The sequence below is a fragment of the Streptomyces sp. NPDC020801 genome, from assembly GCF_044334385.1.
In the GTDB taxonomy this organism is placed as follows: domain Bacteria; phylum Actinomycetota; class Actinomycetes; order Streptomycetales; family Streptomycetaceae; genus Streptomyces.
Genome location: NZ_JBIRST010000014.1, coordinates 102,538 through 128,764, shown reverse-complemented (window position 1 = coordinate 128,764; position 26,227 = coordinate 102,538). Strand labels below are relative to the sequence as shown.

Genomic DNA, 26,227 nt, shown 5'->3' with positions numbered 1-26,227 from the left:
GTTGCTGCAAAAGGGGTGGTCGTGGTGGTTCCGCCAGCCTAAGGCCAGGGGGGCGCCGGGGCCGGGTGTTCACTCCCCGTCGAGATTGGACGACGGTCGGTACGGGGCAAGGAGTGGATGTACGGCTACGAGGAGGTGGCGGCGGGCATGACGAGCATGTCGAGGGCGCGGGTGGCCCGGCGGATCGCGGCCGGCGCCGCGTACGGGGGCGGGGGGCTCGGCTTGGCCGGAGCGGCCGCCGTCGGTCTGCTGCTGGCCGAGGTGCAGATGGCCAAACGTCATGTGGGCAACGGCACGGACAACCATGTGCCGCTCGCCAATGGACTGTACGGCCATGGGTACGAGACCCCCGGCGAGCCCGCCCTGCGGCTGATGCTGCTCGGCGACTCCACGGCCGCGGGGCAGGGCGTGCACCGGGCCGGGCAGACTCCGGGGGCGCTGCTCGCGTCGGGGCTGGCCGCGGTGGCGGAGCGTCCGGTGCGGCTGCGGAACGTGGCGCTGCCCGGCGCGCAGTCCGACGATCTGGACCGCCAGTTGGCGCTGGTGCTCGCCGATCCGGCGCAGCCGCCGGACATCTGCGTGATCATGATCGGCGCGAACGACGTGACGCACCGGATGCCGCCGACCCGCTCGGTGCGCCATCTGTCGGCGGCGGTGCGCCGGCTGCGTACGGCGGGTGCGGAGGTGGTGGTCGGGACCTGTCCGGACCTGGGCACGATCGAGCCGGTCCAGCAGCCGTTGCGGTGGCTGGCCCGGCGGGCCTCGCGGCAGCTGGCGGCCGCACAGACGATCGGGGTGGTGGAGCAGGGGGGCCGCACGGTGTCGCTGGGGGACCTGCTGGGCCCGGAGTTCGCGGCGAATCCGCGGGAGCTGTTCGGCCCGGACAACTACCACCCCTCCGCGGAGGGTTACGCCACGGCGGCGATGGCGGTGCTGCCGACGGTGTGCGCGGCGCTGGGGCTGTGGCCGGCGGAGGAGGAGCGTCCGGACGTGTCGCGGCGGGAGGGGTTCCTGCCGGTGGCGCGGGCGGCGGCGGAGGCCGCTTCGGAGGCGGGTACGGAGGTCACGGCCGCGATGCCGACGGGGCCGCGGGGGCCGTGGGCACTGCTCAAGCGGCGGCGGCGGCGCCGGGTGCCGGAGCCTCAGCCGGCGCCGGCGACTCCGTCGGCGTAGGGGTGGGCGGGCCCGGCCGCAGCCCACCGGGGAGGACAAAGCAAGCGCTTAGAAAGTTGCGGTCAGGATCACACCGCCATACCCGTGACCCCGCTCATACGTACGGGTAACTTCCCAAGGAGTCCTGCTCACCCGTCTCGACCGTTCGCCACTGGAGCCGTGATGCCCGAAGCCGTCATCGTCTCGACCGCCCGCTCCCCCATCGGCCGCGCCTTCAAGGGCTCCCTCAAGGACCTTCGCCCGGACGATCTCACCGCCACCATCATCCAGGCGGCGCTCGCCAAGGTTCCCGAGCTGGACCCGCGGGACATCGACGACCTGATGCTCGGCTGCGGCCTCCCCGGCGGCGAGCAGGGCAACAACCTCGGCCGCGTCGTCGCCGTGCAGATGGGCATGGACCACCTGCCCGGCTGCACGATCACCCGTTACTGCTCCTCCTCGCTCCAGACCTCCCGCATGGCCCTGCACGCCATCAAGGCCGGCGAGGGCGACGTGTTCATCTCGGCCGGTGTCGAGACGGTCTCGCGCTTCGTCAAGGGCAACTCCGACAGCCTCCCGGACACGCACAACCCGCTGTTCGCCGAGGCGGAGGCCCGTACCGCCGCCGTCGCCGAGCAGGAGGGCAGCACCTGGCACGACCCGCGCGAGGACGGCCTGATCCCCGACGCCTACATCGCGATGGGCCAGACCGCCGAGAACCTCGCCCGCTGGAAGGGCGTCACCCGCCAGGAGATGGACGAATTCGGCGTCCGCTCGCAGAACCTCGCCGAGGAGGCCATCAAGAACGGCTTCTGGGAGCGGGAGATCACCCCGGTGACGCTGCCCGACGGCTCCGTCGTCGCCAAGGACGACGGCCCGCGCGCCGGCGTGAGCATGGAGGGCGTCGCCGGGCTCAAGCCGGTCTTCCGCCCCGACGGCATGGTGACCGCCGCCAACTGCTGCCCGCTCAACGACGGCGCCGCCGCGGTCGTCATCATGTCCGACACCAAGGCCCGCGAGCTCGGCCTGACCCCGCTCGCCCGGATCGTCTCCACCGGCGTCTCCGGCCTCTCCCCGGAGATCATGGGCCTCGGCCCGGTCGAGGCGTCCCAGCAGGCGCTGCGCCGCGCCGGCCTGACGATCGAGGACATCGACCTGGTCGAGATCAACGAGGCGTTCGCCGCCCAGGTGATCCCCTCCTACCGCGACCTCGGCATCGACCTCGACAAGCTGAACGTCAACGGCGGCGCCATCGCCGTGGGGCACCCCTTCGGCATGACCGGCGCCCGCATCACCGGCACGCTGATCAACTCCCTCCAGTTCCACGACAAGCAGTTCGGCCTGGAGACGATGTGTGTCGGCGGCGGTCAGGGCATGGCGATGGTCATCGAGCGCCTCAGCTGACGCGTTTCGTCACAGTTGTCCCGTCTCGCCACAGCTGACACACCCCGCCACTGAGGCGACTTGAGGGACCGTCAGTGTCCGCTTTACCACGCAGTGTGAGCGAACGGCCCGGAATCCAAGAAACACCTGGCTTCCGGGCCGTTTTGTGATCCAATCTCCCCCAGGATGTGACCTATCTCCTTCGGGAGGGGATTTACGCAGGTCAGAACTGATTCACCAGGAAGCCCCGGGGCAACTTTCCTGTCCGTTTCGTGACGTTACGCACTGACAGCTGGATAGTCCGCCCTTCAAGCTGATGTAGGAAGTCGGGGGTCGACCTTGAACCCGGGAGTACGTCAGTGAGCGCCATGCCCATCGCTTTGCTGCTCACCACGGCCGCCACCGGCGCCGTGGGCGTCGCCGTCCTGCGCACCCTCCTGGTGCTGCGGCGCCAGGTCGCGGCCCTGCACACCCAGCTCGCCGAGAACAACGCCGCCACCGCGCGCGCCCTGCTGCCCGCCGCCCGCAGCCATGCGGACGCCGACCAGATACGCGCGGCCGTGGTCCAGGCACTCGCCGAGGAGCGGGAGCGGGAGCTCGCCGAGGCCCGGGCGTTCTGGGCCGCCCAGGAGGCCCGGGACGCCGCCGACGCACCCTCCCTGCTCGGTCTGCCCGACAGTGAGCTCTTCCTGCCCCGCCAGGCCGACTTCGCCGGCCTGGAGCCCCTGGAGCCGGTGACCGAGCCCGGCCCGGAGGCCGACGAGTTCTCCGGCAAGGACTGCGTCCAGGGCAACGCCGCCGGTGAGTCCCCGGAGCTGGCCGCGGCCCGCCGCCGCCACCCCTCGCACCCGGACTTCACCCCGCACCCGTCCCCGGTCGTGGGCGACCACGAGCGCACGGTCGCCGCACTGGAGGAGCTGGCCGAGTCCCGCGTGGAGCTGGCCGACGTCCGTCCGGGCCCGCTAGGCACCCTCGACGTCTACGTCTTCGCCGACGGCACGACCCTGTGCATGACCCCGGGCCACCGCGAGACCGCGGAGCGCCTGACCGCCGCCCTGCGTGCGGGCGAGTCCCCGGTGCTGCTGGGCGGCTCGGGCATCTCCGGCGCCTACACGCTCACCTTCGCCTGCGGCGAGGAGAACGTGTACATCCTGGCGGACCGGGTCATCGCCTCGCTCTAGCGAAGGGTCACGCCCGGACGGAGCGGCGCACGCGCCGGACGGTGGTGAACGGACCGGGTCTCACACCCCGGCGCGCTTCTGCGCCTCCTCCACGAGCCGGACCGCCTCCTCCACCTCGGCCTCGCTCTTCAGTACGAGCGCCAGGTCGTGCCCTGCCACGGTGACCTGGTCGGCTGCGGCGAACATTCCGGCGTCCGGCATCTCGCGCGGCTCGGCCCCGGGTGTCTCCAGCAACTGGGCCCGCCGGGCGAACTCCCTGGCCAGCGCCAGCGCCTCCGCAGCGGCCGCCCGCTGCAGCCGGCTCTGCGGCGCCGCCCTGAGACGGTCGGCGAAGTGATCCACTGCCCGGGTCAGAGATGTCGTGTCAACCACGCCGCGAGACTACGCGTCGCAGCAGGACTGTTGCCAATACGCCAACCCTCAGGCACGGTGACGTGAAGGACCGGCTTCATCGATCGCGTCCGGAGGCGCCGATGTCCCAAGTCTTCTCCGAAGAGACCCATCGCAATCTGCTCGCCCGCATCCCCCACTGCACCGGTCGTGAGGTCGCCGACTGGTTGCGCACCGTAGAGGAAGGCCCCGCACTCTGCTTCGAGGAGAGGCTCAGCTGGCTCCGCCATGAGCACAACCTTGCGTACGGCCACGCCAAAGCGATCATCCACGAGTACGACCTGAGGAGGGCCGCGCGCAAGCTGCTCTAGGCGTGGAGCAGCGCCGAGCGTATGCAAGGGCCCCGGGTGGAACCCGGGGCCCTTGCATATGGTCCGTTCGGCCGGCGCCGGTGGGTCAGTCGCTCTGGTTGAGGATCGCGATGATCCGCAGGAACTCCATGTAGATCCACACCAGCGTCAGCGTGAGGCCGAAGGCGGCGAGCCAGGCCTCCTCGCGCGGCGCGCCGTAGGCGATGCCGTCCTCGACCTGCTTGAAGTCCAGGGCGAGGAAGCAGGCGCCGAGGATGATGCCGACGACGCCGAAGAAGATGCCGAGGCCACCGCTGCGGAAGCCGAGGCCGTCACCGCCGCCGAACACCGCGAACAGCAGGTTCACCGCCATGAGCAGGACGAAGCCGAGCGCGGCGGCCATCACGAAGCCGTAGAAGCGTCGGTTGACGCGGATCCAGCCGGCCTTGTAGGCGAGCAGCACGGCGGCGAAGACCGCCATCGTGCCGATCACGGCCTGCATGGCCGCGCCGCTGGCGATGCGGGTGTCGACGATGCTGGAGACGACGCCGAGGAAGACGCCCTCGAACGCCGCGTAGGTCAGGATCAGCGCGGGCGAGGCCTTGCGCTTGAAGGACTGCACGAAGGCCAGCACCATGCCGATCAGCGCGGCGCCGATGCCGATGCCGTACGACCTGTTGATGTGGGCGTCGTCCACCGGCAGCAGCGCCCAGGCCAGCGCGGCCGTGACGATCAGCGTGCCGAGCGTGGACGCGGTGCGCATGACGACGTCGTCCATCGTCATCCGGCCGGTGGTGGCCGGGGCCTGCGGCGGCGCGCCGTACTGCAGGTCCTGCTGGGCGTGGGCATTCTGAGCGTAAGGGTTCTGCGCGTAGGGGTTGCCACTCGGCTGGGCATACGGGTTGCCCTGCGCGTACGGGTTGCCCTGCGTGCCGACTGCGGCGCCCCCGGCCTGCGGCGCGGTGTTGAAGCCCGCGTAGCCGTTGTCGCGGCTGAACCCCCGTCGCGAGAAGACCGGGTTTCTGCTCCTCATCTCACTCCTCCATGGCCGCGCGTCGCGGCCTTGGCTCAAGAGTAATGGAAAGGCAAAGGGTCGATCCTAGTACCTGGGAAGGATCTTTCCCTCGTCCTGCTGCGGAACACGCTACGCGGGCGGGTGATTCCCGGCGACGGGCGGTCCCATTCATGACCAACCTGCGACACGTCCGGAACCGGCCGGAGATCAGCGGGCCCGAATCCGCCACCCGGTCAGTCGATCGGGAAGCCCGTGCAGCCCTCGGCGAGGTCGGTCTCGGCGGCCCGCGAGGAGGTGATCCGGTCGAGGCGAGCGAGCTGCAGGCGCTCCTCGAAGGGGGTGGCCCCGGGGGCCCGGTGCAGCATCGTCGTCATGTCGTGGCTGAACCGCTCGGCCTGCCAGACGCGCCGCAGGCAGGTCGCGGAGTAGGCGTCCAGGAGTTCGGCGGACCCGGTCTCCTTCTCGTGCGCCAGCGCCGGGGCGAGGGTGACGACGTCCCCGACGGCGAGATTCAGCCCCTTGGCCCCGGTCGGCGGCACGATGTGGGCGGCGTCGCCGGCGAGGAACAGCCGGCCGTGGCGCATCGGCTCGTGGACGTAGGAGCGCATCGGGGTCACCGACTTCTGGGTGATGGGCCCGCGCTGAGGCCTCCAGTCGTCGGCGGTCTCCAGGCGCCGCTCCAGCTCGGGCACCGCCTTGCGGGACACGCCCCGGAAGCCGTCGCAGCCGGCGACGTAGTCGCACTCGAGGACGTCCTCGCGCCCCTCGTGCCGGAACCGGACGGACGGGCGGTCGCTCTCCGCCCCCGCCACGGCCAGCGCCTCCGCCTGGAACAGCAGCGGGCCGCCCTCCTCGAGGCAGCGGGCGATCAGGTCCTTGCAGACCGGCCCGCCCCGAGTTTTCGCCCGCACCCACCCGATGTCAGTGGTGTCCCCACCCATGAGGCGGCCGGCCGCCGTGCCCGCTCGATCAGGTGGCGGACACGGCGGCCGGCCCAGGGGAGGGACGGCTACGGCGCGGTCAGTGGCCCGGCCAGCCGTCCAGGTGGCGGTGCAGGGTAACGGCGGGCTGCGCGTCGCCCTTCGGGGCGTGCGCGACCGCGTCGTGCAGAACGCCGGTGACCTCGCTGGCGAGCCCGTCGACCCGCGACTTCAGCTCGGCGGCCGGCAGGGAGGACCGGGTCAGCTCGTCGAGCCGGCTGTGGATGTCGGCGAGCTGCCGCTGGGTGGCGTCGTCGAACGTGAACGCGGTGGGCGTGGACACCACGAACTGGTAGGCACCGGCGAGGGTCTGGCAGCCGGTGCACCGCTTGTTGGCGGCGTCGCTGAGGTTCACGGCGTTCAGGTGCGTCCGCTCCCCGGCGAACGTCACGATCTGGAAGGACAGCGCCACCGAACGGCACGCGTCGTCGGCCGAGCAGCCGGCGGAGACCGCGTTGGCCTGGTTGCGTGCTGCGGCGGCGTTGACGTCGCCGTACTGGCGAACGGTGAAGGAGTCCCTGGCCTGCGTGTGGTGCGCCTGGTCGGCGTGGCTGAACACGTGGTCGGAGGCGACCGCGGTGTGCGGTGCGGCGGTGGCCGCCTGCGCCGGCACAGCGGTGGCCACCCCGGCGACACCGGCGGCGAACAGCCCGATCCGGACGGCACGTTGGGTGAACGGACTGGCGGTGGGACGTGATTTGCGATGACTGTTCATCGGATCTCCTGCGCTGGATAGAGAAGTTGCGTAGCCGCGGGCCGTACGTGCCACGCGGCTGCGGGCGGTCCCGGCCCGCACCGCCGGGCGTGCGCCCGGTCCGCGGACGTGGCCCGTCGGACGGGGACCTGGCATGCCCCTCAGGGCGACGCGACCGGACTCGGTGACTCGCTGACCGGCGGCGGCGAAGGACTGGCCGAGGGTGAGGGCGGCACGCTCTCCGACGGCGTGGACACGGGCTCCGTCACCGGCCCGCCGCCCGCCGCACCGGACGACGAGGACGGCACCGGCTCGCCCACCGTGCCCTTGCTGCTCGGCACCGCCTTCTGCGAGGCACTCGGCTTCCCGGACGCCCCGGCCGACGCACCCGGAGAAGCCGGCGCGAGTCCCGGCGCCTTCCCCGACGGCCCGTCACTCGGCCCCGCCGACCCGGCCGCTCCCGCCGACCCCGACGGCAGCGCGGAGGCCCCGTCCGAGGGGTTGCCCGACGACGGGCCGCCCGGCGTCGACGCCTGCCGCGGCTGCGGCTCCTGCGTGGACACCCCGGGCTGCAGAATCGGCGCGATCGGCGGCTGCTTCGGCAGCGGCCGGGGCGTCAGCCCGGAGACCCACGCGTAGCTCAGCCCCATGAGACCGGCCAGCGCCACCGCGCACACCACCACCCGCAGCGCCGGACGGCCCGCCGTGGAGCGCTTGGCGGCCCGGAAGATCCGCCCGCTCAGCTTCACGGACAGATAGACGACACCCGCCATCGGACACAGCAGCATGACGCAGCCGATGAGGCCGACCAGGCCCTCGACGACCTGCCCGTGCATGAACGCCGAGCCGGTGCCGACGACCTGCTCGGTCAGCGACCGCGTCATGGTGGCGATGATGCGCGGGAGGTTCCACAGCGCGTACCCGAGTTCACCGACGAGCAGCGGCACCATCGTCAGCACCCAGGTGGCGACGATCGTGCGGGCCGACTTCTTCAGCCCCGCGACCTCCTCGCGGGCGGCCCGGCCCCTGGCCCCCGGTACCAGGCCCAGCAGGATCGGCTTGATCTTGCCGTACAGGTCGGGGACCCCGGCCAGGTCGCCGAGGATGTAGTAGCCGTCCAGCCGGACCGCCGGCATCAGCTGCTCGAGGATCTCGAAGTGCCCGAGGTAGACCGTGGCCAGGAAGAACTGCGCCCCGGTGGCGAAGTACGCCCCGGTCATGGCCAGCATGAAGACGACGTTGAAGTACACCCCGCCCAGGTCGGTGCGCAGCCGGCCGCCGCGCCCGATCCGGTAGACGTCGGTGACGTCGGTGTACATCGACGGCCAGATGAGGAAGAGCCCGCAGCCGATGCACCCGGGGTGGGCGCCGCCGTATCTGCAGGCGGAGGCGTGGCCGAACTCGTGGAAGACGAGGGAGGCCACGGTGAGGACGAAGACGATGAGGATGAGGACGGGCTGGTCGAGGACTTCCAGAACCGGCTCGATCGCCCCGAAGAAGCCGAACAGCCAGACGTCCATGACGACCGCCGAGGCCAGCACCAGCACGACCACGGCCGGCCGGTGCAGCCAGGCGAACATCTGGGCGATCTTCGCCGTGCGGCGCTCGTTGAAGATCACCCGGTGGCCCTTGAGGGCGAGCAGGAGGTCGGAGCGCGGGGCGTCCACCTCCTCGCTCTCCTGGCCCTCGGGGACCGTCACACCGAGTGGTTCGAGCTTGTTCTCGACCAGATAGCGGACGTTCTCGCCGCTGACCTCCCGCCCGAACCGCGCGCTGACCCGGTGGGCGATGACCTCGGCGTCGCGGACGCCGTCGATGGACGACGCGACGAGGTACAGCAGCCGGGACAGCTGCACGACCTGCCCATCCCCCCGGCGGGCGATGTACTTGGGGTCGGTGAAGCCCGACCCCTGGTACTCGCCGTGCAGCCGCAGTCCCGCACTCAGTCGCGGGACGAGCGGTGCCGGCCGCTGTTCGACGACCGGCAGGGTGCCCGTCGCCACCTGCTCGTAGGTCACCGGCCAGCCACCGGGCCCGGGAACCGGGCCCGTGTCGTGCAGCGTCGGCGCCCCGTCTCCGAGCACCGTCATATGTGGTCTCCCCCCACGTCTTCCCCCGTCCTCCCCGCTCTCCCCCCGCGACCCCGGGGCCGGGCAACCGGCCGGTTGCCCGGGCCCGGGGTCGCCTCCGGGGGCGGACCGCGCCGTACCCCCCGCGCGGTCCGCCCCCGTGGCGTCGTCCTGGCGCTGCCTCGAGCGCTGCCGCTGTTACTGCGTGACGTTGATGCTCTGGACGGCCTGCGACTCGGCGACGGAGAACGCCGAGTGGTCGTTGAGCGCGGCGGACTCGTTGTGCGCCGAGATGTTGGCCACGTGCTTGGTGACGTTGACGGTCTTGCCGAAGCTGAACTTCAGGCGACCGAGGGCCTCACGGCCCGGCAGCAGCTCCGCGGACTCGGTGTCCAGCTCGTGCATGTCCATGCTCATGACGGATGTCCTTTCGGTGGTTCAGGTGTGGCTTCGGGTGACGGCGGGTGTTACTGGACGACGTTGATGCTCTGGCCGGCGCCGGAGTCGGCCGCGGAGAACAGCGAGTGGTCGTTCAGGGCGGCGGACTGGTTGCTGGCCGCGATGTTCGCGACGTGCTTGGTGACGTTGACGGTCTTGCCGAAGCTGAACTTCAGGCGACCGAGGGCCTCGCGACCCGGCAGCAGCTCCGCGGACTCGGCCTCGAGCTCGTGTGCGTCCATCATGATCAATTCCCCCTCAGGGATAGGCATTTCCGGTCGGACCGAGTCAGGTTCCCCCCGGACTCCGTCCAACTTGGTCGGACGAGCTGTCCAACGAGATTGGACACTAGGGCCTCGCGAACCCCTCGCGCAACCCCATCCGCAAATCCCCTCTCGGCCGCCGGGGCGGACGCCCGTAGAATCGGGCGCTACGTGGAGGACTACCGCGGGTATTGCCAGGCGGCGAGCAGGAAGTGACCACCAGTGGCCAACGCACTGCAGCAGTTGATCCGTGAGCGCCTCGACCGCAAGGGCTGGTCCTACGGCGACGTCGCGCGTCGCGGCGGTGTCCCCCGCTCCACCGTCCACCACCTGGCCACGGCCGACCGCGTGGTGCGCATGCCCCAGCCGGCCACGCTGGAAGGACTGTCCAAGGGGCTGGAGCTTCCGTTGGACACCGTGCGCCGCGCCGCCGCCGAGGCCTGCGGCATCCATGTCTACGGCCCCGCCACGAACGCCGGGGGCGAGGCCCCCCGCCCCACCGATCCCGAGGTGGACCTGCTGATCGCCAGTGTCCAGAAGCTCTCCGCCGACGACCGCCGCCACGTCGCCGCCCTGGTGGAGTCCCTCCTGGACCGCTCCTCGCCCGAGAAGTGACACGGCGCCCGGCCGGGGAGCCATCACCCGACGGCCGATCCGGCAACCGGCCGGGCGAATGACCGGACAAGTGACCGAGCGGATGACCGATCCGACCGTCCGGTGACACCGGATGCCCGATCTCCCGTCAACTCGGAAAAAGAATCCAGACGGCCCGAAAACCGCAGAGATCCGCCGCTAGTCTCTCGACTGCCCGAGGCGCGAGAGCCGCACGACCCCGGGCTCCCAGGGGGGACATGTGTTGTTAGTGCATGGCGGTCCGACCACGGCCGTGGTCCGCAATCCCGCCGGAGACGCGGTGGTCCTGCTGTCCGGTGAGCTGCCCGAGGTACTCACCGACCAGGCCCTCGCCGAACTCCTCGACCTGGCCGCCGCCATCCTGGAGGCGGACGAACTGGCCCTGTTCCACAAGTGCCTGCAGACACTCCGCCGCAACGGCATGCGAGCAGGCCGCCGCATCGAGGTCGACGGCGCGGTACTGACCGTCTACGAGGGCTGACCGCGCGGGCACTCCTCAGCACCACCAGAATCACCTTTCAGCACCGCTGGGCGCCGAGCGGGCACAGGCCGACCAGGCTTCACCCGGTGGCGGTCACCGAGTCCGCGGTCGAGCGGGCGACCATGGAAGGCCGCCGCGGGAACGGCCGGCGATCACGTGGTGTACGACGCCGGGATCGGCGGTCAAGCCTCGCACGGGCGCGACCCGCAGGCCGACGAAGGATGCCGCGAACCGGCTGGGCGATGCGATGTGGGGAGGGCGGCGGCAGCAAGCAGAACCTCAACCAGCGGGCCATCGTCGTGCGCTTTCGACGGTGGCCCGCGCCCTGGGTCGCAGGTGCCGATTCGCGCCCGGAACCGGACTTGAGCCGGTACGCCCGCGAGGGGCGGCGAGGTTCGGTTCTGCATGACCGCGTACGACCGTGAACTGCGACCGGGGTTGCAACCAGCGGGCCACTGCAGGGGTACCCCCCGACGGTGGCCCGCGCCATGCGGTGCAGGCGAAGTGGTGCCCGGAACCGGACTTGAACCGGTACGCCCGCGAGGGGCAGCGAGGTTTAAGCTCGCCGTGTCTGCATTCCACCATCCGGGCAGGCCATGGGCTCCGCGCTGAGGTTCCGAGCCTATCGGGATGCATGCCCCTGACCGCGGCCGGGTGGACTCATGTTGTCTTATTTTATTGGCGCTTGAGGGGGCATCAGGACGCCGGAGAGGCCGTGGGCACTTGCCAGTAGCCTTGCGGGCGGCGGCCGGCCGCGTATACGGAATGACGGAATTTCACCGTCCGAACCAGGGGGCTCCACCTGTTCCCGATGTCCCTCTTCCAGGGGACGTTCCTCGGCAACTCTCGGGGACGGCCGTCATCCCCAGGTATGACGCCGGCCGGTGCGGTCCGACCCGAGTCGGCCCCCGGAACCGGAACAGCGGCTGACTACACGGGCCCGATCGGCGACCACGATGGAGAGCGTCCCCGAGAACGTCGTCGTCCCGTCAGGAGCATCCACCCGTGACCACCTCTTCCATCGCCGGCCGGACCACCACCGTGGCCGCGCGCGCCACGGATCTGTCGAAGATCTACGGACAGGGCGAGACCCAGGTGGTCGCCCTCGACCGGGTCTCCGTCGACTTCCAGCAGGCCGAGTTCACCGCGATCATGGGCCCCTCCGGATCCGGCAAGTCCACGCTGATGCACTGCGTGGCCGGCCTGGACACCTTCTCCTCCGGATCCGTGCGCATCGGCGACACCGAGCTCGGTTCGCTGAAGGACAAGCAGCTCACCAAGTTGCGCCGGGACAAGATCGGCTTCATCTTCCAGGCGTTCAACCTGCTGCCGACGCTGACGGCCCTGGAGAACATCACCCTCCCCATGGACATCGCGGGCCGCAAGCCGGACAAGCAGTGGCTGGACACCGTGATCCGCATGGTCGGGCTCGCCGACCGGCTGAGCCACCGGCCCTCCCAGCTGTCCGGCGGTCAGCAGCAGCGCGTGGCCGTCGCCCGGGCGCTGGCGTCCAGGCCGGACATCATCTTCGGTGACGAACCGACCGGAAACCTCGACTCTCGCTCGGGCGCCGAGGTGCTCGGCTTCCTGCGCAACTCCGTGCGGGAGCTGGGCCAGACGGTGGTGATGGTGACCCACGACCCGGTGGCGGCGGCGTACGCGGACCGCGTGGTCTTCCTCGCGGACGGCCGGATCGTGGACGAGGTGCACCGGCCGACGGCGGAGTCGGTCCTCGACCTGATGAAGCAGTTCGACGCCAAGGGCCGCACCAGCTGATCACCCCCCACCTCGTACACCTGGACTGAGACAACCCATGTTCCGCACTGCCTTGCGCAACGTACTCGCGCACAAGGCCCGGCTCCTCATGACCGTGCTCGCCGTGATGCTCGGCGTCGCCTTCGTGTCGGGGACCCTGGTCTTCACCAACACCATCTCCGACGCCTACCAGAAGAGTTCCGCCAAGGGCTTCGACCAGGTCGACGTGGCCGTCGGGGCCAAGTACCAGGAGGGCAGGGGCGACCGCGTCGGCAAGACTCCCGAACTGACCCGGTCGGTGCTGCAGAAGAGCGCCCGCGTGCCGGGGGCCGCCTCCGCCGTCGGTGTCGTGAGCGGCTTCACCGCGATCGCCGACAAGGACGGCAAGCTGATCGGCGGCGGCTTCCGGTCGCAGGGCGGCAACTACTGGGGCACCAATGACCCCCGGTACCCGCTGAAGAGCGGATCCGCCCCGCACGGCCGGGACCAGGTCGCCATCGACTCCGAGACCGCCCGGCGGGCCGGGTACCAGGTCGGCGACACCGTGCGCATCTCCGTCGACGGACCCGTCCTGACCCCGAGGATCACCGGCATCTTCACCACCGACGACGGCAACGTCGCCGCCGGCGGCAGCCTCGCCCTGTTCGACACGGCCACCGCCCAGAAGCTGTTCGGCAAGCCGGGTGCGTACGACGAGATCGACGTCAAGGCCAGGGCCGGCACCAGTCAGGCGGCACTGAAGGCCCAGCTGGACCAGGCACTGCCCAAGGACACGACCGAGACCACCACCGGGCAGCAACTCGCCGGCGACCAGGCGCGGATGATCTCCTCGTCGATGAGCGGACTGCGCCAGGGACTGCTGGTCTTCGCCGGCATCGCGCTGTTCGTGGGGACGTTCATCATCGCCAACACCTTCACCATGCTGGTCGCCCAGCGCACCAAGGAGCTGGCGCTGCTGCGCGCGGTCGGTGCCTCGCGCCGGCAGGTCACCCGGTCCGTGCTGATCGAGGCGTTCGTGGTGGGCGTGGTGGCCGCCGTGACCGGCCTGGTCGCGGGCATCGGGATCGGTGCGGGGCTGCGGTCGCTGATGGGGTCCCTGGGCGCAACCGTGCCCGACGGGCCGCTGGTCATCACGCCCGGTACGGTCGCCGCGGCTCTCGCGGTCGGTGTTCTCGTCACCATGCTGGCGGCGTGGCTGCCGGGCCGCCGGGCCGCCAGGATCCCGCCGGTCGCGGCGATGAGCAGCGTGCACGCGAAGGCGTCCACCAAGTCGCTGGTGCTGCGCAACACACTGGGCGCGCTGTTCTCGGCGGCCGGTGTCGCCGTGGTCCTGACGGCCACGACGATGGACGGCTCCGACGGGCAGGCTCCCATGGGCCTGGGCGCCGTCCTGCTGATCACCGGCGTGTTCGTGCTGACCCCGCTGCTGTCCCGTCCGCTGATCGCGGCCGCCGCACCGGTTCTGCGCGCCTTCGGGGTCTCGGGCAAGCTGGCCCGGCAGAACTCGGTGCGCAATCCGCGGCGTACGGCGGCCACCGCGTCCGCGCTGATGATCGGTCTGACACTGATCACCGGCATGACGGTGATGGCGGGCAGTCTGCAGCACTCGATCGACAAGATGGCCTCCGCCGCGATCCGCGCCGACTACGTGGTGTCGATGGCGAACGGCAACTCCCTCTCCCCCGGCGTCGAACGGAAGCTGGCGGCCGCCGAGGGCGTCACGGTCATCAGTCCCCTGCGCAACGCGCCCTCCCGCATCGAGGGCGAGACCGAGTACCTCACCGGGGTCAACGGCGGCGCGATCGGCAGGCTCACCGACCTGATGGTCGACGACGGCTCCTTCACGGTCGGCGGCACCCGGGTCGTCGTGGACGACAAGACCGCAAGGTCGCACCACTGGACGGCCGGCTCGGGCTTCACCGTCGCCTACGAGGACGGGAAGAAGCAGCGTCTGACGGTCGCCGGGGTCTACGAGGGCAACGACATGATCCGCGGCATCATGCTCGACAACGCCGCCCTCGCCCCGCACCAGAGCGACCCGAGTGACCTGCAGGTCATGGTCAAGACGGCCGACGGCGCCTCCGCCACCACCAAGGACAGGCTGGTCGAGGCGCTCGGCTCCAACCCGGCGATCAAGGTCCAGGACAAGGAGGACATCTCCAACGGCATCGCGCAGATGTTCACGCTGATGCTGAACATGCTCTACGGCCTGCTCGCCATGGCGGTGATCGTCGCGGTCCTCGGTGTCATCAACACCCTGGCGATGTCGGTCTTCGAGCGCTCCCAGGAGATCGGCATGCTCCGTGCGATCGGCCTGGACCGCAAGGGCGTCAAGCGGATGGTCCGCCTGGAGTCCCTGGTGATCTGCCTCTTCGGCGGTGTCCTCGGCATCGGGCTCGGCGTGTTCTTCGGCTGGGCGGCCGGTGAGCTGCTCGGCACCAAGATGGCGACGTACGAACTCGTCCTGCCCTGGGCGCGGATGGCCGTCTTCCTGCTGCTGGCGGCGACGGTCGGTGTCCTGGCGGCGCTGTGGCCGGCCCGGCGGGCGGCGCGGCTGAACATGCTGCAGGCCATCAAGTCGGAGTGACGGCGCAGGCGAAGGGGCCCCGTTCCGCCGCGGAACGGGGCCCCTTCGGCATATCGCTATGCGGCCGGTGTCGCGCCCCACGTACGGGCGCGCAGCGGCATTCCCGAGTCACCGGATTCGGGAGTCCGCACGGCCAGCACCTGGTTGACGCCGATGCGGTTGCGTTCGAAGGCGAGGGCCGAGGCCGCCATGTACAGCTTCCAGACACGGGCCCGGCCGGGGCTGGCGAGCCGCACCGCGCGGGACCAGTTCGCCTCCAGGTTGGCGACCCAGCGGCGCAGGGTGAGGGCGTAGTGCTCGCGGATCGACTCCACGTCGCGCACCTCGAACCCGGCCCGCTCCAGCTGGGTGACGGTGGTGCCGAGCGGGGCGAGTTCGCCGTCCGGGAAGACGTAGGCGTCGATGAACTCGTCCACGTGGTACGCCGACTCGTCGCGCTGCGGGCGGCGGCCGATCTGGTGGTTGAGCAGCCGCCCGCCGGGCTTGAGCAGGGCGTACAGGTCGCTTGCGTAGTCCAGGTAGCGGGCGGCGCCGACGTGTTCGGCCATGCCGATGGAGGAGATGGCGTCGTAGGGGCCGTCGCCGACGTCCCGGTAGTCCTGTACGCGGATCTCCACCTTGTCGGTGAGGCCCTCGTCGGCGACGCGTTTGCGCGCGTAGGCCGCCTGCTCCTGGGACAGGGTGACGCCCACGACGCCCACGCCGTGCTCACGGGCCGCGTGGATGGCCATCGAGCCCCAGCCGCAGCCGACGTCGAGCAGGCGCTGACCGGGCCTCAGGGCGAGTTTGCGGGAGATGAGTTCGAGCTTGTCGCGCTGGGCCTGTTCGAGGGTGGCGCCGGGTTCCGGGGCCGGCCAGTAGGCGCAGGAGTACACCATGGACGGGCCGAGGACGAGTTCGTAGAAGTCGTTGCCGACGTCGTAGTGGTGGCTGATGGCGCGCCTGTCGCTGCGCCGGGTGTGGAGGTGGCCGGCGCGGCGCACCTCCTCGGGGGGCGGGGCGGGCGGCAGCGGTGGTCCTGCCAGCCTGACCAGGCCGCGGACGGCGGAGCGGACCTCCGGGTCGCGCAGGGCCCGGGCGAGGCCGCGGGCGTCCTCCCCGCGCTCCCAGATGAGGCCGGAGAGCAGTTCCAGGGCGGCGTAGAAGTCGCCCTCGACGGTCAGGTCCCCGGCCACCCAGGCACGGGCGAGGCCCAGTTCGCCGGGTTTGAACAGCAGCCGTCGCAGGGCGCGGCGGTTGTGCGCGACCAGCACCGGCGCCCCGGGCGGACCCGCCTCGGAGCCGTCCCAGGCGCGGATGCGCACCTCGAGCGGGGTTCCCAGCAACTGTTCGAGGAGTCTCGTGAGCCGCAGCGCGGCGTCGGGCATGGCGCACACCTCCGTGACGACGAACGCCGGAATGTCATCCACCACGTAAACACCAAGGCGCCCTCGGCGCAGTCCCGCAATGGGGTTACAGCTGGGCAAACATCCCCTCTCCGCCGCGGGGCCGGGGGAACGCCGAAGGGCCTCCCGCACCACGGATGGCGGGAGGCCCTTCGGTTGACCTTCGGTCGACCTTCATCGGTCTCGGATCGGTCCTGGGTTGGATCCTGGGTCGATCCCGAATCGGGCTTCGGTTGGTTCAGCGACCGGTGGGGGTCAGGAGGCCTTGGCCTTCTCGCCCGCCTTGCTCGCGGCGGCGACCGGGGCGGGCTTGGCGGCCTCGTAGAACTCCTCGCGGGGGTTCTCCATGGCGCCCAGGGAGACGACCTCGCGCTTGAGGAACATGCCGAGGGTCCAGTCGGCGAAGATGCGGATCTTGCGGTTCCAGGTCGGCATGGCCATACCGTGGTAGCCACGGTGCATGTACCAGGCGAGACGACCCTTGAGCTTGATCTTCATCTTGCCCATGACGATCATCGCGACGCCCTTGTGCAGGCCGAGACCCGCGACCGCGCCCTTGTTGGCGTGGCTGTACTCCTTCTGCGGGAAGCCCCGCATACCGGAGACCACGTTGTCGCCGAGGGCCCTGGCCTGGCGCAGCGCGTGCTGGGCGTTGGGCGGGCACCAGGCGTTCTCGTTGCCCGCCTTGCGGCCGACGAGGTCGGGGACCTGGGCGTTGTCACCGGCGGCCCAGATGTAGTCCGTGCCCTTGACCTGGAGCGTGGGCTCGCAGTCCACGTGGCCGCGGGGGCCGAGCGGCAGACCGAAGCGGGCGAGGGCCGGGTTCGGCTTGACGCCGGCCGTCCACACGATGGTGTTGGAGTCGACCTCCAGGCCGTTCTTCAGCACCACGTGGCCGTCGACGCAGGAGTCCATGGAGGTGGAGAGGTAGACCTCCACACCGCGGCTCTCGAGGTGCTCCTTGCCGTACTGGCCGAGCTTCGGGCCGACCTCGGGGAGGATCTTGTCGGCGGCGTCGACGAGGATGAAGCGCATGTCCTCGCGGGACACGTTGTTGTAGTACTTGGCCGCGTCCCGGGCCATGTCCTCGACCTCACCGATGGTCTCGGCGCCGGCGAAGCCGCCGCCGACGAATACGAAGGTGAGTGCCTTGCGGCGGATCTCCTCGTCGGTGGTGGAGTCGGCCTTGTCGAGCTGCTCGAGGACGTGGTTGCGCAGGCCGATGGACTCCTCGATGCCCTTCATGCCGATGCCCTGCTCGGCGAGGCCGGGGATCGGGAAGGTGCGGGAGACCGCGCCCATCGCGATGACCAGGTAGTCGAAGGGCAGCTCGTACGCCTCGCCGACCAGCGGGGCGATCGTGGCGACCTTGCGGTCCTGGTCGATGGTGGTGACCCGGCCGGTGAGGACCTCCGCCTTGGGAAGCACGCGTCGCAGCGGGACGACGACGTGACGCGGGGAGATGCTGCCGGCGGCGGCTTCGGGGAGGAAGGGCTGGTAGGTCATGTACGACCGGGGGTCGACGACCGTGACGGTCGCCTCGCCGTAGCGCATCTTCTTGAGAATGCGCCGAGCTGCGTACAGGCCTACGTACCCACCGCCTACTACGAGGATCCTGGGACGCTCCGTGGTGCTCATGGCATCGAGTATCCACCCGCCTCAGGGGGGTCGCTCGTGCGCCCCTTCACAAGCTCCGGCAGCCCCTGTGTTAAACTCCGCGGCCCGAGTGACGGAGGCCACGGCGACGGAGGGGAACCGGCGCCCGGTTCGGACCGTTGTCAAGGCCGCGTGAGCTGCTCCTCCGCATCCCCCGGGGGTCCCCGGCAAGACCCCGAAGGCCCCTTGCGGAACGCCTGCCGAGCTGTTCGCCGACCCCCCGTCAAGGGCCATTGGGCCCCCGAACGGACCAACAGGGCCCTTCCGATCCCACGACCGGGCCGAATTCCTTGTGAAGAACTTCACGAAGTTTTCCGGCGGAGCGTCACCGAGGGGCCACGGAAGGCCCCCGGGACGCGCTCATACGTTATCCGGCCTGCTCAGCCGAATGCTACTGATCGGTAGTAAAGGAGAGCTACGCCACCGACCACGCGATGCCGTCGAGGATGTCGTGCTCGCTGACGACGACCTCCCGTGCACCGATCCGCTCCATGATCGCCAGCAGGACCAGGGCGCCGGCGCCGATCACGTCGACCCGGCCCGGATGCATGGACGGGATCGTCGCCCGCTCGGCGTGCGTGGAGTGCAGCAGGCGTTCGGTGATCTCGCGGACGCGGTCGTGGGAGATGCGGGAGTGATGGATGGCCGCCGAGTCGTACTCGGGCAGGTCCTGCGCGATCGCCGACACCGTCGTCACCGACCCGGCCAGGCCCACCAGGGTGTGCGCCTCGCGCAGCGGGACCGTCTCCTCGACGAGGTCGAGGGCCGCCTCGACGTCGGCCCTTATCGCCGCGATCTGCTCCTCGGCCGGCGGGTCGCTCCCCACCCCGTCGCGCACGAGGTGACGCTCGGTCATCCGGACGCAGCCCACGTCCACCGAGCGCGCGGCGCGCACATGGTCGTCGCCCACGACGAACTCCGTCGAGCCGCCGCCGATGTCCACCACCAGGAAGGGCCTGACCAGGTCCGCACGACCCGTCAGCTCCTTCGTCGCTCCGGTGAAGGAGAACTCCGCCTCCTGGTCGCCGGTGATGACCTCGGGCTCGACACCCAGGACGTCCATCACCCCGCGCACGAACTCGTCGCGGTTCTCGGCGTCCCGGGAGGCGGAGGTGGCCACGAAGCGCAGCCGCTCCGCACCGTGCTCCTTGATGACGTCGGCGTACTCACGGCAGGCCGCGAAGGTCCGCTCCAGCGCCTCGGGGGCGAGCCGGCCGGTGCGGTCGACGCCCTGCCCGAGCCGCACGATGGTCATGCGCCGGTCCAGCTCGAGGAGTTCGCCCGTCCTCGGGTTCGCGTCCGCGACGAGCAGACGGATGGAGTTCGTACCGCAGTCGACGGCGGCGACCCGGGTCACCGGCCCCCCTCCTCGTGGTCCTCGTGGTCCTCGTGGTCCTCCGGCACCGTCACGCACGGGCCCTTGCGCCACCACTCGGGCAGCATGGCGATCGCCTCGTCGCCCAGCGGGTTCACGCCCGGCCCGGCGGCCAGCGAGTGGGCGACCAGGACGTGCAGGCACTTGACCCGGTCGGGCATCCCGCCCGCGCTCGGGAAGCCCGTCAGCTCCTCGATCTCGTCCCGGCGCCGGATGTAGTCCTCGTGCGCGGCGCGGTAGGCGGCCGCCAGCTCCGGGTCGCAGGCCAGCCGCTCGGTCATCTCCTTCATCACGCCCTCGGCCTCCAGGGTGCCGATGGCCGACGCGGCGCGCGGGCAGGTCAGGTAGTACAGCGTCGGGAAGGGGGTGCCGTCGGGCAGCCGCGGGGCCGTCTCCACGACGTCCGGCTGCCCGCAGGGGCACCGGTGCGCGATCGCGCGCAGGCCGCGCGGCGGCCGCCCGAGCTGCTGCCTGAAGGCCTCCACGTCCGCGTCGGTGGGTTCGGTGCGCGTGGTGGGCGGCGGGGGAGTTTCCATGCCTTTACGAAGATCTCTCTGGTGTCTCTGCGGTGGCTCTGTCGGGTTCACTGGTCGGAGGCGTCGGACTTGTCGACCCCGTCCCAGACGTTGGCGTACCAGGGCCGGCGGGCCGTCCCCAGCTCCGCGCGCGTCTGCTTGGCGGCGCCCGGGTCGACCACGGTGTACCCGGTCTCCCCGGGCAGCACGTAGTGCAGCCGCTGCCGGATCTGCTGCTCGGCGTACGCGTCGTCCTGCCAGCGTGCCTTGAGGTCGCGCAGCTGCTCCACCCGCTCCTGCGCCTGCTGCTTCTGCCGCCGCAGGTCGGCGATCTCGGCGCGCTGGGAGACGTACTGCCGCATCGGGTACGCCAGGGCGACCACCATCGAGCACAGCACCAGCGCGAGCAGCGCGGCGCGCCCGGTGAGGCGGGAACGGCGGGCCTGCCGACGGGTCTGGGAACGGTAGACGCGGGCCGCGGTCTGCTCGCCGAGCAGCCTGAGCCTGGTCGCGGTGGAGAACCGGTCGCGGTCCTTCACGCTCATCGTCCCCGCCTCCCGTGGGTCCACCTTCACACGTGCGTACGTCCCCGGACACGGTACGGGACCGAGTACGGGGACGTACGTACGACTGGCTAAGCCTTGACCCTCAACGGCTCAGCGGCCCGGCGGCCGGGCGGCTGAGCGGCTCAGCCCTTGAAGCGGGGGAAGGCCGAGCGGCCGGCGTACACCGCGGCGTCGTCGAGGATCTCCTCGATGCGCAGCAGCTGGTTGTACTTGGCGACGCGCTCGGAGCGGGCCGGGGCGCCGGTCTTGATCTGGCCGCAGTTGGTGGCGACGGCCAGGTCGGCGATGGTGACGTCCTCGGTCTCGCCGGAGCGGTGGGACATCATGCACTTGAAGCCGTTGCGCTGGGCCAGTTCGACGGCGTCCAGGGTCTCGGTCAGCGAGCCGATCTGGTTGACCTTGACGAGCAGCGCGTTGGCGGTGCCCTCCTCGATGCCGCGGGCCAGCCGCTCGGGGTTGGTGACGAACAGGTCGTCGCCGACCAGCTGGACCTTGTCGCCGAGCTTGTCGGTGATGACCTTCCAGCCGGCCCAGTCGTCCTCGAACAGCGGGTCCTCGATGGAGACCAGCGGGTAGGCCGCGACGAGCTCCTCGTAGTACTCCGTCATCTCGGCGGCGGAGCGCTCCTTGCCCTCGAAGAGGTACTTGCCGTCCTTGTAGAACTCGGAGGCGGCGACGTCGAGGGCGAGGGCGATCTGCTCGCCGGGGGCGTAGCCGGCTTCCTTGACGGCCTCGAGGATGAGGTCGAGGGCCTCGCGGTTGGAGCCGAGGTTCGGGGCGAAGCCGCCCTCGTCGCCGAGGCCGGTGGCCAGGCCCTTGCTCTTCAGGACCTTCTTCAGGGTGTGGTAGACCTCGGTGCCCCAGCGCAGGGCCTCGGAGAAGGACTCCGCGCCGATCGGGGCGATCATGAACTCCTGGATGTCCACGTTGGAGTCGGCGTGCGAGCCGCCGTTCAGGATGTTCATCATCGGCACCGGCAGCAGGTGCGCGTTCGGGCCGCCCAGGTAGCGGAACAGGGGCAGGTCGCTGGCCTCGGAGGCGGCGTGGGCGACGGCGAGGGAGACGCCGAGGATGGCGTTGGCGCCCAGCGAGCCCTTGTTGTCGGTGGCGTCCAGGTCGAACATGGCCTGGTCGATCAGGCGCTGCTCGGTGGCGTCGTAGCCGACCAGCTCCGGGCCGATCTGCTCGATGACGGCGAGGACGGCCTTCTCCACGCCCTTGCCCTGGTAGCGGTTGGGGTCACCGTCGCGGAGCTCGATGGCCTCGAAGGCGCCGGTGGAAGCGCCGGACGGGACGGCGGCACGACCCGTGCTGCCGTCGTCGAGGCCGACCTCGACCTCGACCGTGGGGTTGCCTCGGGAGTCCAGGATTTCCCGGGCTACGACGACGTCGATGGACGGCACGAGCATCTCCTTCGTGGATGTGACGCTGGTTGTGCGGGGCTGGTGTGCCTTGCGACTAGAGCCTAACCGCCGCGGGGCGTCGGCCGACCGACCGACCGTCCCGTGGACAGGGTGACCGTACACATTGTTCCTGCACGGAACAAAGGGAGAGGGGGAAACCGGGACCAGGAGGGGATGAAAAAGCCCCGCCCCGGTGCGTACGGGGGAACACGCACCGGGGCGGGGAGCCCGTGGGGATTGGGGGGAGCCCCACGTGGCCTCCGCAACCGGAGGCCACCTCTACGAGGGGCCTGTGGCCGGGCTACCGGCAGGCTGTCACTTCAGGTGCAGCTGCTGGCCCGGGTAGATGAGATTGGCGTCCTGGACGATGTCCTTGTTCAGCTCGAACAGCTTCTTCCAGCCGCCCTGGACGTGGCGCTTGGCGGCGATGGCGCTGAGGGTGTCGCCGGAGACCACCTTGTACTCGCCGTCGCCCTTCTTGACCTTCTTGCCGGTCGGGGTGGTGACGGTCTTCTTGGGGGCCGGACGCGTGGCGGAGCGGTTCGCGGCCTGCTGCCCGCCCGAGCGGGTGGTGGTGCTCTTGGTGGAGTTCTTCGGGGCGGAGGGGGCGCCGCCGGTGTACGCGGCGCCGGACAGGCCCTTGCCGCAGACCGGCCAGGCGCCCTTGCCCTGGCCCGCGAGGACCTTCTCGGCGACTGCTATCTGCTGCGACTTGGAGGCCAGGTCGGCGCGCGAGGCGTAGGCGGTGCCGCCGTACGCGGCCCAGGTGGAGTTGGTGAACTGCAGACCGCCGTAGAAGCCGTTGCCCGTGTTGATGGACCAGTTGCCGCCGGACTCGCACTGGGCGACCGCGTCCCACTCGGAGGCGGTGGCGGCGGAGGCGTTGCCGGCCGCCATCAGCGGGGCGGCGGCGACGGCGCCGGTGACACCGGCGAGCGCGAGGGTGCGGGTGGACCGCTGAAGGACGGTGGGACGGCGGTGCTTGCCCTTGCCGGAAAACAGCATGGATGGATCCCCTCACCGACGCCTGCGAGGTGAGCTGTCGGGTTCGGGCCGGTTGAGTTGCCCGGCCGTGCCCCTTTTGTGAGGCACGGCTCCACCCCTAGCCGCTCCGGCGAACTGCCCGGCACGGCACTTACCTTGGGTCCCCCGCTCCTGCCTGCGGCGCTTGACGCGACGACTGTTCCCGTACGGCCGCTGGCAGGATTCGGCGTTGCGGCAGCCGGGGCTCGCGGTGGCGAGCGGTCATGACCGTAGGCACGCGATCCGCCGAATTTCAAAGACGATCAGGGCTTCTGAGACTCATCCCACACTTTCACCGAATGGGACATTCGGCGCGAAGTGTGACGCGAACTCGCGCTACTTTGCGGTCGTTTCGACCGGGACATCCAGACTCTGACCGGCGACGATGTGGTTCGGGTCGGCACCGATGGCCTGCTCGTTCGCGGCGTAGAGCGCACGCCACCCGCCTTGGACGGCAAGGGAGTCGGCGATGGAGGCGAGGGAGTCGCCGGAGCGGACGGTGTAGGAGCTCTCCACCGACGCGCGCGCGTCCTCGTCGCCGCGCGAGGCGTGACGGCCCGCGGAGGCGGCCGTACGGCTGCCGGCCGGGTCCTCGGCGGCACTGCCGCCCCGATGCCGGCCGCCACCCAGCGCCCCGGTGTCCACCAGCGCCGAAGAACCACCACTCTGCCCCAAGTTGTCCGAGTCGCCGGACCCGGGGCTCATCGAGGGCGAGGCGCCGGGCGTTCCGGAGTCGCTCGCACCCGCAGTGGAGGACGAGTCGGACTTGGTCGAGTTGTCCGTTGTGGGCGAAGAGGCCGAGGAGGAGGGCTTGCCGGAGGGCCCGGTCGGCGATCCGGATGACCCGGAAGAACCCGAAGAACCAGATGAACCGGGCAAACCGGAAGTGTTCGCCGAAGAGCCGGGCGAACCGGATGATTTGGAGGAGCCCTGCGAGCCGTCCGACAGGCCGGGGTCCTTCACACCGGACGGGTTGGACGATCCGGATGACCCGGACGAGTTCGACGATCCGGACGAGCCGGACGAGTCATTCCCCACGCCGGTGTCGACGTTCGCCGCGCCGGAGTCCTTGCGGAGCCCGGAGAGCAGACCGCAGGTCGGCCAGGCGCCAGGACCGCGGTCGTCGAGTATCTTCTCGGCCACGGCTATCTGCTGGGACCGGCTGGCCTGGTCGGCACTCGGGGCGTAGTCGAGGCCGCCGTACTTCTCCCAGTCCTCCTGCGTCAACTGCAGGCCGCCGTAGTAGCCGTTGCCGTTGTCGGCGCTCCAGGAGCCGCCGCTCTCGCACTCCGCCACCTTGTCCCACGTGGTGCCGTCGGCAGCGCTCGCGGCGCCGGCGCCGAGGAGCGGGATGGCGATGGCGGATCCGGTCACTCCGGCGGCGACGAGGAGGGCCGGAGCCTGACGGGGGCGACGGTGACGACCGTTCCCGGAGAGCATGCGGAGACCTTTCGTGCGACAGCGGTGACCTGCGCGGCGGGTACAGCTCAGCGCCACGCTGATGCGTGAACGTATCGGGTGACGATCACTTGTCACAAGTTAATGCCGCGCAGATCACGTGAAGATCACGTAGTTGAACGCGTGTCATCTTTGCGCCCGCCGGGGACTCATACCGCCGGGGTGAACCGGACGGGCAGCGTACGCAGTCCGCGCATGATGAGTCCGCCACGCCAGCGCAGGTCGGCCGGTTCGGCGCCGAGCTGAAGGTCCGGCAGCCGGGTGAGCAGGGTGGCCAGCGCGGTCTGGCCCTCCAGGCGGGCGAGCGGGGCGCCCAGGCAGTAGTGGATGCCGTGGCCGTATCCCAGGTGCTGGTTGTCGCGCCGGGCGAGGTCGAGGGTGTCCGGGTCGGCGAACCGCGCCGGGTCCCGGTCGGCGGCGGCCAGGACGACCAGGACCGGATCGCCGGCGGCGATGTCCTGCCCGCCGATGGTGAGCGGGCGGGTGGCGAACCGCCAGGTGGCCAGCTCCACGGGGCCGTCGTAGCGCAGGAGTTCCTCCACCCCGGTCTCCAGCAGGCCGCGTTCCCCGGCCGCGAGGGAGGTCTGCAGCCGCTGCCGCTGTCCGGGGTGGGTGAGGAGGGCGTAGGTGCCGTTGCCGATGAGGTTGACGGTGGTCTCGAAACCGGCGAACAAGAGGATGAAGGCCATGGCGGCGGCCTCGTTCTCGGTGAGGTGCTCGCCGTGGTCGGAGGCGCGGATCAGGCCGGAGATGAGGTCCTCGCCCGGGCCGGGCTCGGCCGTGAGCGCCTCGCGCTTGCGGTGGATGAGGTCGGCGAGGTAGCCGCGCATCTTCTTCACCGACCGGGCGACCCCGCCGCGCGGCCCCCCGCCGTGCCGGATCATCATGCCCGCCCAGTCCCGGAAGTCGTCCTGGTCCTCGCGCGGGACGCCGAGCAGGTCGCAGATGGCGTAGATGGGCAGCGGGAAGGCGAACTCGTGGATGAGGTCGGCGGTGCCGCGCCCGGCGAACCGGTCGATGAGGTCGTCGGCCAGCTCCTGCACGCGGGGCGCGAACTCGGCGACGCGGCGGGGGGTGAACGCCTTGCTGACCAGGCGGCGCAGCCGGGTGTGGTCCGGCGGGTCGATGTTGAGCAGATGCGTCATCAGTTCGGCCTTGCGCTCGCCGGGGATGCCCGTCTTGCCCTTGGCGTGCGCGGGCTCGTCGTGGTGCGCGGGGTTCTTGCTCAGCCGCTGGTCGGCCAGGGCCTGCTTGGCGTCGGCGTAACGCGTGACCAGCCATGCCTCCACACCGCTGGGCAGCCGGGTGCGATGCACGGGGGCGTGCTCGCGGAGCCAGGCGTACGCGGGGTAGGGGTTGCTCGCGAACTCCCAGGTGAACAGGGCGGGCGGGGTGCCGGCGGAGGCGGATGGGGTGGGGGGCTGGTCATGCATGGGGCCGACCATAGCCGCCGGGTCGCCCACCGAGGGGCTCGCCCTCGCCGCCCCTGCCCTTCCCGTCCCTGCGGGGCCGCGGCCCAGGGACCCGCCGTCCCC

General features: G+C 70.8%; 23 protein-coding genes, 1 tRNA gene, 1 pseudogene and 1 riboswitch. Of the genes and pseudogenes, 8 read left to right on the top strand and 17 right to left on the bottom strand.

Going from position 1 to position 26,227, the window contains the following annotated elements; all coding sequences use genetic code 11:
* Positions 1-147 precede the first annotated feature (147 nt).
* The 3 genes from ACH4UM_RS26940 (at position 148) to ACH4UM_RS26930 (ending at position 3,716) form a co-directional block, all read left to right on the top strand.
* Entirely contained in the window at positions 148-1,173 is a 1,026-nt protein-coding gene (locus ACH4UM_RS26940) for an SGNH/GDSL hydrolase family protein (protein ID WP_398184531.1), read from the top strand.
* A 162-nt stretch (positions 1,174-1,335) separates the two neighbouring features.
* Positions 1,336-2,556, top strand: coding sequence for an acetyl-CoA C-acetyltransferase (locus tag ACH4UM_RS26935; RefSeq protein ID WP_398184334.1), 1,221 nt, complete (start codon positions 1,336-1,338; stop codon positions 2,554-2,556).
* A gap of 347 nt (positions 2,557-2,903) precedes the next feature.
* On the top strand, positions 2,904-3,716 hold the full coding sequence (locus ACH4UM_RS26930; RefSeq protein WP_398184331.1) for a hypothetical protein: 813 nt from the start codon (positions 2,904-2,906) through the stop codon (positions 3,714-3,716).
* Positions 3,717-3,776: 60 nt separating this feature from the next.
* Here ACH4UM_RS26930 and ACH4UM_RS26925 read toward each other — a convergent pair whose 3' ends face one another.
* Positions 3,777-4,088, bottom strand: a complete 312-nt coding sequence (locus tag ACH4UM_RS26925) for a hypothetical protein (protein WP_398184329.1) — start codon at positions 4,086-4,088, stop codon at positions 3,777-3,779.
* 101 nt (positions 4,089-4,189) lie between these two features.
* Between ACH4UM_RS26925 and ACH4UM_RS26920 the strand changes: the two genes are divergently transcribed.
* Positions 4,190-4,417, top strand: coding sequence for a DUF4287 domain-containing protein (locus ACH4UM_RS26920; protein ID WP_189708080.1), 228 nt, complete (start codon positions 4,190-4,192; stop codon positions 4,415-4,417).
* Between the two features lie 85 nt (positions 4,418-4,502).
* On the opposite strand, the gene ACH4UM_RS26915 is transcribed toward ACH4UM_RS26920, so the two are convergent.
* The 6 genes and pseudogenes from ACH4UM_RS26915 to ACH4UM_RS26890 form a co-directional block, all read right to left on the bottom strand.
* The gene (locus ACH4UM_RS26915) at positions 4,503-5,429 is read right to left on the bottom strand and encodes a Bax inhibitor-1/YccA family protein (protein WP_398184326.1); all 927 of its coding nucleotides are present in this window, start codon (positions 5,427-5,429) and stop codon (positions 4,503-4,505) included.
* A gap of 215 nt (positions 5,430-5,644) precedes the next feature.
* Positions 5,645-6,295 (bottom strand): annotated as a pseudogene (locus ACH4UM_RS26910) (FAD-dependent monooxygenase); the annotation flags it as partial.
* A 136-nt stretch (positions 6,296-6,431) separates the two neighbouring features.
* Positions 6,432-7,106 carry a hypothetical protein gene (locus ACH4UM_RS26905; protein WP_398184323.1) on the bottom strand — a complete coding sequence of 225 codons (675 nt, stop codon included), beginning with the start codon at positions 7,104-7,106 and terminating at the stop codon, positions 6,432-6,434.
* A 140-nt stretch (positions 7,107-7,246) separates the two neighbouring features.
* Positions 7,247-9,175: a hypothetical protein gene (locus tag ACH4UM_RS26900; RefSeq protein WP_398184320.1), complete on the bottom strand. Its 1,929-nt coding sequence runs from the start codon at positions 9,173-9,175 to the stop codon at positions 7,247-7,249.
* 177 nt (positions 9,176-9,352) lie between these two features.
* Positions 9,353-9,571, bottom strand: coding sequence for a hypothetical protein (locus ACH4UM_RS26895; RefSeq protein ID WP_398184317.1), 219 nt, complete (start codon positions 9,569-9,571; stop codon positions 9,353-9,355).
* A 50-nt stretch (positions 9,572-9,621) separates the two neighbouring features.
* Complete coding sequence (locus ACH4UM_RS26890) at positions 9,622-9,837, bottom strand: hypothetical protein (protein ID WP_398184314.1); 216 nt, start codon at positions 9,835-9,837, stop codon at positions 9,622-9,624.
* 240 nt (positions 9,838-10,077) lie between these two features.
* On the opposite strand from ACH4UM_RS26890, the gene ACH4UM_RS26885 reads away from it, so the two are divergent.
* Together ACH4UM_RS26885 and ACH4UM_RS26880 are read left to right on the top strand one after the other, a co-directional pair.
* Positions 10,078-10,470: a helix-turn-helix domain-containing protein gene (locus ACH4UM_RS26885; RefSeq protein WP_398184311.1), complete on the top strand. Its 393-nt coding sequence runs from the start codon at positions 10,078-10,080 to the stop codon at positions 10,468-10,470.
* Positions 10,471-10,741: 271 nt separating this feature from the next.
* Positions 10,742-10,969, top strand: coding sequence for a hypothetical protein (locus tag ACH4UM_RS26880; protein WP_398184308.1), 228 nt, complete (start codon positions 10,742-10,744; stop codon positions 10,967-10,969).
* A 505-nt stretch (positions 10,970-11,474) separates the two neighbouring features.
* Here the strand turns inward: ACH4UM_RS26880 and ACH4UM_RS26875 are convergent.
* Positions 11,475-11,560: transfer RNA gene (locus ACH4UM_RS26875), tRNA-Leu, on the bottom strand.
* 414 nt (positions 11,561-11,974) lie between these two features.
* On the opposite strand from ACH4UM_RS26875, the gene ACH4UM_RS26870 reads away from it, so the two are divergent.
* Positions 11,975-12,745 (top strand): ABC transporter ATP-binding protein, encoded by a 771-nt coding sequence (locus ACH4UM_RS26870; protein WP_398184306.1) that lies wholly within the window; start codon positions 11,975-11,977, stop codon positions 12,743-12,745.
* A 37-nt stretch (positions 12,746-12,782) separates the two neighbouring features.
* Positions 12,783-15,311 (top strand): ABC transporter permease, encoded by a 2,529-nt coding sequence (locus ACH4UM_RS26865; protein ID WP_398184303.1) that lies wholly within the window; start codon positions 12,783-12,785, stop codon positions 15,309-15,311.
* A gap of 56 nt (positions 15,312-15,367) precedes the next feature.
* Here ACH4UM_RS26865 and ACH4UM_RS26860 read toward each other — a convergent pair whose 3' ends face one another.
* The 9 genes from ACH4UM_RS26860 to ACH4UM_RS26820 all read right to left on the bottom strand — a co-directional run bounded on the left by ACH4UM_RS26860 (position 15,368) and on the right by ACH4UM_RS26820 (position 26,125).
* Positions 15,368-16,678, bottom strand: a complete 1,311-nt coding sequence (locus ACH4UM_RS26860) for a class I SAM-dependent methyltransferase (RefSeq protein ID WP_398184528.1) — start codon at positions 16,676-16,678, stop codon at positions 15,368-15,370.
* 273 nt (positions 16,679-16,951) lie between these two features.
* Complete coding sequence (locus tag ACH4UM_RS26855; RefSeq protein ID WP_398184300.1) at positions 16,952-18,334, bottom strand: NAD(P)/FAD-dependent oxidoreductase; 1,383 nt, start codon at positions 18,332-18,334, stop codon at positions 16,952-16,954.
* A 433-nt stretch (positions 18,335-18,767) separates the two neighbouring features.
* Entirely contained in the window at positions 18,768-19,709 is a 942-nt protein-coding gene (locus ACH4UM_RS26850) for an exopolyphosphatase (protein WP_398184298.1), read from the bottom strand.
* Positions 19,706-20,263, bottom strand: coding sequence for a DUF501 domain-containing protein (locus ACH4UM_RS26845; RefSeq protein WP_398184295.1), 558 nt, complete (start codon positions 20,261-20,263; stop codon positions 19,706-19,708). The genes ACH4UM_RS26850 and ACH4UM_RS26845 overlap by 4 nt, the downstream gene beginning before the upstream one ends.
* A gap of 47 nt (positions 20,264-20,310) precedes the next feature.
* Positions 20,311-20,787, bottom strand: coding sequence for a septum formation initiator family protein (locus tag ACH4UM_RS26840; RefSeq protein WP_398184292.1), 477 nt, complete (start codon positions 20,785-20,787; stop codon positions 20,311-20,313).
* A 143-nt stretch (positions 20,788-20,930) separates the two neighbouring features.
* The gene (gene eno / locus ACH4UM_RS26835; RefSeq protein WP_398184289.1) at positions 20,931-22,217 is read right to left on the bottom strand and encodes a phosphopyruvate hydratase; all 1,287 of its coding nucleotides are present in this window, start codon (positions 22,215-22,217) and stop codon (positions 20,931-20,933) included.
* Between the two features lie 309 nt (positions 22,218-22,526).
* The gene (locus ACH4UM_RS26830) at positions 22,527-23,216 is read right to left on the bottom strand and encodes a transglycosylase family protein (protein ID WP_398184286.1); all 690 of its coding nucleotides are present in this window, start codon (positions 23,214-23,216) and stop codon (positions 22,527-22,529) included.
* 4 nt (positions 23,217-23,220) lie between these two features.
* Positions 23,221-23,388, bottom strand: a riboswitch (cyclic di-AMP (ydaO/yuaA leader).
* 182 nt (positions 23,389-23,570) lie between these two features.
* Positions 23,571-24,674 carry a transglycosylase family protein gene (locus ACH4UM_RS26825; protein WP_398184283.1) on the bottom strand — a complete coding sequence of 368 codons (1,104 nt, stop codon included), beginning with the start codon at positions 24,672-24,674 and terminating at the stop codon, positions 23,571-23,573.
* A 167-nt stretch (positions 24,675-24,841) separates the two neighbouring features.
* Positions 24,842-26,125, bottom strand: coding sequence for a cytochrome P450 (locus ACH4UM_RS26820; RefSeq protein WP_398184280.1), 1,284 nt, complete (start codon positions 26,123-26,125; stop codon positions 24,842-24,844).
* Positions 26,126-26,227 lie beyond the last annotated feature (102 nt).